Origin of the sequence: Siccirubricoccus deserti (assembly GCF_014283215.1) — a bacterium.
Lineage (GTDB): Bacteria > Pseudomonadota > Alphaproteobacteria > Acetobacterales > Acetobacteraceae > Siccirubricoccus > Siccirubricoccus deserti.
In genome coordinates this window covers 1-4,595 of sequence record NZ_JACOMF010000144.1, presented here as the reverse complement: position 1 = coordinate 4,595, position 4,595 = coordinate 1, and the positions used below count along the sequence as shown (strand labels likewise).

Sequence of the window (4,595 nt, the reverse complement as noted above, 5' to 3'; positions counted from 1 at the left end):
GGCGCGTAGATCTTCGGACAGGGTTCTCGCCATGCAAGCTGGCCTCCGTGCCCAGCAGGCACGGTGAATCAGATTTCGCGCCGGGCGGGAATCCTCAGCGACTCTGAATGGTCAGATTTCGCTCTAGCGCGGTACCGAGACTGACCGAGGCGTGAGGCACCTCGTGGAACGCCGCGTCGCCCCGGATCATGCGGAGCACGAGCACGAGATAGACGATGGTCGTAGCAAAGGTGCCAATCGCGACCTGGGTCGTCAGGTCGGTGCGGAAGACCCGGACCAGGCGCGGTCCGTATTGGTTGGCGGCGAGCGTCAGCGCCACGACCGTGGCCGAGAAGACCATGGCGGCCATCGAGATCACACCCGTGAGTAGCGTCGAGAGCAGGTCCCGGGCGTCCTGTGGCCCGCCGGCGTTCATCCACCAGGCCTGCACCTCGTCCTCGGCGCCGCGGCCGGCATCGACCGCAAGCATGGCCCAGGCAAGCCCGACGCCGGCCACGACCATCAGCAAGGGCAGCAACCATAAGCTGGTCCGCACCTGGTCCCAGGTTGCCACAAGCCGGTTTTTCAGCATGCCGCCTTGCACTTCCGACTGTCCCACCTGCCGATGGCAAACGCCACCGGGCCGGGATCGTGCCCGAGATGCCAGCATCCGGCAGGATTAAGACATCCTGCACCGGCTTGGTCCTGCCGCTCGGCCGGACCGTTTCCGCCATAACAGGTGCTGGCGGCTTACGGCAGATCGGTGCGGGCGTGGCTGACAAGAAGCCAAGGCTATAGAGCAGTCAGGTCCCCATCGTCACTCCAGCACTGACCGCGCTGGCACTGACGCTGCACCGGCTGCTGCCTGACTGGACCAAGGGCTGGAACGCCGCCTCGCCGGCGTCCCGGCCCTGGGGCTCGATTTCAGGATCACGATCCTCGGCATCGTGATCTTGGAGCCGAGCGGCACTGCTCCATAGCAGCCGTGGCGCGCCTGGGCGCTCACGTCATCCGTGCCGGATGATTTCTCCGCCACCAACGCGTCCCGGTCGCTGAGGCAGGTGGTGGTGCTGGTGGTGGCCGCCAGGAGATCCGGGCGGATTTTCAGTGTGGCCTACGGGCTGGTTGTGCTGCCGGGGCGCGAAGCCCTGATCGCCACCGAGACCTGCCGCAGGCGCTGGCGGCGCTGGGTTTCGCGGCGGAGGGCGAAGCCTGTCTCGGTCAGGCGTGGCCCGCGGCACCGGACAGCAGGCTGGGGTTGACCTTCAGCTTGGCCATGGCGGCCAGCCATTTGCGGTCGTCACTCTCGCCGAACAACAGCGCCTCATCCGGGGTGACGGAGAGCCAGGCGTTGGCCTGGATCTCATCCTCAAGCTGGCCGGGACCCCATCCGGCATAGCCCAGCGCCAGCAACCCTTGGCGCGGGCCACCGCCACTGGCGATTGCCTTCAATATGTCGACACTGGCCGTCAGCGACAGATCCTCCGTCACCGGCAATGATTGGTCGCTGAACCAATCCGCGGTATGCAGGACGAAGCCACGCCCGGCTTCCACCGGCCCACCCTGGAACATGCGGATGCGCCGTTGCGGCGGCACCGGGGAAAGATTGAGCTGCTTCAGCAGCTCGTCAAAGGACAGGCCATCGATCGGCTTGTTGACGACGATGCCCATCGCCCCTTCCGACGAATGGGCGCAAAGGCAGATGACCGTGCGGGCAAAGCTGGGATTCTGCAGGCTTGGCATCGCGATCAGCATCTGCCCGGCCAGATACCCGTCGTCCGGGCCCGGCGGAAAAGCGGTTGCGGTGCGCGTGCGTCTCGCCATGAGGGGAAGATGGCGGTGCCGACCGCTCCGCGCAAGCATGCCAATCGTACAGTATGGCGCGATCACCGCTGCCGTCTGCGGCGGCCCATGGTGGGAATGACCCGGCCGATGACAGGATGCGGTGGACCGGATACACGGAATGCCGGTTGAGGAGAGAAACCCATGACGATCCAGGTTGGCGACAGCATCCCATCGGCCAAGCTTGTGCAGGGCACCGCCGAAGGGCCGAAGGAGATCTCCACCGAGGAACTGTTCGGCGGCAAGACCGTCGTACTGTTCGGCGTGCCCGGTGCCTTCACCCCGACCTGCTCGGCCAAGCACCTGCCGGGCTATGTGCAGAATTTCGAGGCGCTGAAGGGCAAGGGCGCGGATGTCGTCGCCTGCATGGCGGTGAACGACGCCTTCGTGATGGGCGCCTGGGGCAAGGACCAGGCGGTGGGCGACAAGGTGGTGATGCTGGCCGATGGCAGCGCCGCCTTCACCAAGGCGCTGGGGCTGGAGCTGGACCTGACCGCGCGTGGCCTCGGCGTGCGTTGCCAGCGCTTCGCCCTGGTGGCGAAGAACGGCAAGGTGACCCATGTGGCCGTCGAGGCGCCGGGCGCCTTCGAGGTCAGCAAGGCCGAATCCATCCTCGCCGCGTTGTAGGACGAGCATCGGGAAAGGCCGCGGTCATGAACCCCTTCACGGCTGCGGCCTTCGCCTGGCAGGCGGGCTTCGTGTTCACGATGCGCAGTGCCCAGCTTTGGGTCCAGCCAGCCCAGGCACAGGCCCAACTGACTGCCTACGCGCTGGAGAAGCAGCGCGCCTTCAGCGCCGGCGCGGTGGCGGCAAGCCAGGCGATGCTGGCCGGCGCCGCGGCGCCGGCGGTGATGGCAGTAGCCCTGGCCCCGGCGCAACGACGGGTACGGGCCAATCTCAAGGCACTGACGCGGGGCTGAATCCCCGTCGCCGGAGCGCCAGCCCGCCCAGCAGCGCCAGCGCCGCCAGGTTGCAGGCGATGCCGGCCTGCCATGCCACCGCGTAATTGCCGAAGCCATCGTACAATGCCCCGGCCAGCCAGGCGCCGGCCGCCATGCCGGACAGGCTGAGGAACAGCAGCACTGGCACCCGCCAGGCCGCCTCCCGCGCCGGGAACAGCTCCCGCACCGCCAGCACATAGGCCGGCACGATCCCGCTGAAGCCAAGGCCGAAGGCGGCCGAAACCAGGAACAGCCCGGCCTCGTCCTGGGTCGCCAGGAAGGCCGCCATGCCGACGGTCTGGCAGATGTTCCCCGCCAGCAGTGCATTCAGCCCGCCGATCCGATCCGACAGCCAGCCCCAGGCCTGCCGCGCCAGGAAGGCGGCGACCAGCAGCACCGAAAGCATCAGCGCGCCACGCTGGCCGGCGATGCCAAGATCGCCGCAGAAGGCGACGAGATGCGCCGCCGGCATCGCCATCGGGATGCAGCAGAGGAAGGATGCGACGCTGAGCAGCGCCAGCGCCAGATTCGGCGGCAGGCCCAGCACCGGCGCTTCCGCCAACGGCCCGGCGGCCGTCCCGCCGCCCATCGGCGGCGCCGGCGGCTGCCGCAACACCAGCGCCGCCAGCGGCAGCACCGCCACCGCCACGAAGAGGCCGAAGCCGGCCATGGTCCGCTGCCAGCCGAAGGCGGCGATCGCCCGCTCGAACAGCGCCGGCCACAGCGCGCCGGCGACATACTGGCCGGAGGAGACCAGGGCCAGCGCGGTGCCGCGCCGCCGGTCGAACCACAGCGAGACATAGGCCATCATCGGCGGGTAGAGCGCGCCATTGCCGAGCAGCCCGACCAGCAGCCCGTAGCCCAGCATCAGCTGCCAGGCGCTGCCCTCTGAGGCCAGCAGCAGCCCGCCGCAGACCATGCTGCCGCCGATCAGCGTGACCAGCCGGGCGGAGCTGCGCCCGGCAATCCAACCCATCAGAACCCCGCCCGCCCCCGCCCCGAGATAGGCGAGTGAGACGGCCACCGCCGGCAGCGCCCGCGCCTCGCCGAGGGTCTCGGCGATGTCGCGCAGGCCGACGATGACGATCAGCGGCGCGCCGAAGGAGACCGAGAGGATGATGACCGCGGTGGTGGCGATGACCCAGGAGGCACGGCTTTCGATACTCGGCGTTTCGCCGTCCTGCCGCATGTCCATCGATCATTCCAGCCCGTGCCGGATCAATAAAGCCATGCTGCTACCGAAGTGGCCATCCCGCCGTTGGCCCAGGCTGGGGCAGCAAGGCCGCGGCCGGATGGATCGATGGGCCCGGTTCCTGGGTGAGGCTGCGCTGATTGGCGGCAGCGTCACCTGGGCCGCCATCGTCGGGGCAGTGGGGGCCTCCTTCACCCTGGGTGAAAGCGTGGCCAACCACCAGCTTCGCGCCTAATCCGCCATGCCGATGGCGGAGGCATTTTCGGGACGATGTCCTCGGCGCAGACCGCGGTGGCCTCTTCGTCGATGGTCATGGCAGCAACAATCCACTGCTGACCGCCAGTGGCGACCATGCCTTTGGCGATGGCGGCAACGATACGATCATCGGTGGCGCTGGCGCCGATGTGCTAGAAGCCTCAACGCTTTCCGCTAGTGCACTGACGCAGACGGAGGATTCACAGCGGGGCGCTGCGGTGGAATTCTCCAGGCATGGCCCAGACCGTCAGCGTCATCGTTGGATCTGAGGATCGTATCCGCCTCGCTGCGATCCTTGGTGACCGGAACCGCCCGCTAAAGCATGTGCAGCGGGTCAACATCATCTTGCTCTCCGCCGAGTGGCTGCCGGTTCTGGAGGTGGCGCG

7 protein-coding genes and 1 pseudogene are annotated in these 4,595 nt (G+C 68.0%); 5 read left to right on the top strand and 3 right to left on the bottom strand.

Annotated elements, in window-relative coordinates; translation table 11 throughout:
• Window positions 1-94 precede the first annotated feature (94 nt).
• Complete coding sequence (locus H7965_RS28850) at window positions 95-571, bottom strand: DUF2254 family protein (RefSeq protein ID WP_186773949.1); 477 nt, start codon at window positions 569-571, stop codon at window positions 95-97.
• A gap of 629 nt (window positions 572-1,200) precedes the next feature.
• Window positions 1,201-1,803 carry a YqgE/AlgH family protein gene (locus H7965_RS28845; RefSeq protein WP_229682860.1) on the bottom strand — a complete coding sequence of 201 codons (603 nt, stop codon included), beginning with the start codon at window positions 1,801-1,803 and terminating at the stop codon, window positions 1,201-1,203.
• A gap of 162 nt (window positions 1,804-1,965) precedes the next feature.
• Here H7965_RS28845 and H7965_RS28840 point away from each other — a divergent pair, with 162 nt between their 5' ends.
• Both H7965_RS28840 and H7965_RS28835 read left to right on the top strand, forming a co-directional pair.
• Window positions 1,966-2,448, top strand: a complete 483-nt coding sequence (locus tag H7965_RS28840) for a peroxiredoxin (protein ID WP_186773947.1) — start codon at window positions 1,966-1,968, stop codon at window positions 2,446-2,448.
• Window positions 2,449-2,474: 26 nt separating this feature from the next.
• On the top strand, window positions 2,475-2,741 hold the full coding sequence (locus tag H7965_RS28835; RefSeq protein ID WP_186773946.1) for a hypothetical protein: 267 nt from the start codon (window positions 2,475-2,477) through the stop codon (window positions 2,739-2,741).
• Here the strand turns inward: H7965_RS28835 and H7965_RS28830 are convergent.
• On the bottom strand, window positions 2,719-3,957 hold the full coding sequence (locus H7965_RS28830) for an MFS transporter (RefSeq protein ID WP_186773945.1): 1,239 nt from the start codon (window positions 3,955-3,957) through the stop codon (window positions 2,719-2,721). The genes H7965_RS28835 and H7965_RS28830 overlap by 23 nt on opposite strands.
• A 97-nt stretch (window positions 3,958-4,054) precedes the next feature.
• On the opposite strand from H7965_RS28830, the gene H7965_RS31520 reads away from it, so the two are divergent.
• From H7965_RS31520 to H7965_RS28820, 3 genes and pseudogenes are all read left to right on the top strand, one after another.
• Window positions 4,055-4,189 (top strand): hypothetical protein, encoded by a 135-nt coding sequence (locus H7965_RS31520; protein ID WP_261394427.1) that lies wholly within the window; start codon window positions 4,055-4,057, stop codon window positions 4,187-4,189.
• Entirely contained in the window at window positions 4,155-4,478 is a 324-nt protein-coding gene (locus H7965_RS32165; RefSeq protein ID WP_186773944.1) for a hypothetical protein, read from the top strand. Before H7965_RS31520 ends, H7965_RS32165 begins: the two co-directional genes overlap by 35 nt.
• A pseudogene (locus H7965_RS28820) lies at window positions 4,444-4,595 on the top strand (IS630 family transposase); the annotation flags it as partial. The gene H7965_RS32165 and the pseudogene H7965_RS28820, both read left to right, overlap by 35 nt.

Excerpts from the sequence above, each read along its gene's own strand:
- H7965_RS28840 (WP_186773947.1), top strand. The coding sequence starts at position 1,966 with ATGACGATCCAGGTTGGCGACAGCATCCCATCGGCCAAGCTTGTGCAG.
- H7965_RS28830 (WP_186773945.1), bottom strand. The coding sequence starts at position 3,957 with ATGGACATGCGGCAGGACGGCGAAACGCCGAGTATCGAAAGCCGTGCC.
- H7965_RS28845 (WP_229682860.1), bottom strand. The coding sequence starts at position 1,803 with ATGGCGAGACGCACGCGCACCGCAACCGCTTTTCCGCCGGGCCCGGAC.
- H7965_RS31520 (WP_261394427.1), top strand. The coding sequence starts at position 4,055 with ATGGATCGATGGGCCCGGTTCCTGGGTGAGGCTGCGCTGATTGGCGGC.
- H7965_RS28850 (WP_186773949.1), bottom strand. The coding sequence starts at position 571 with ATGCTGAAAAACCGGCTTGTGGCAACCTGGGACCAGGTGCGGACCAGC.
- H7965_RS28835 (WP_186773946.1), top strand. The coding sequence starts at position 2,475 with ATGAACCCCTTCACGGCTGCGGCCTTCGCCTGGCAGGCGGGCTTCGTG.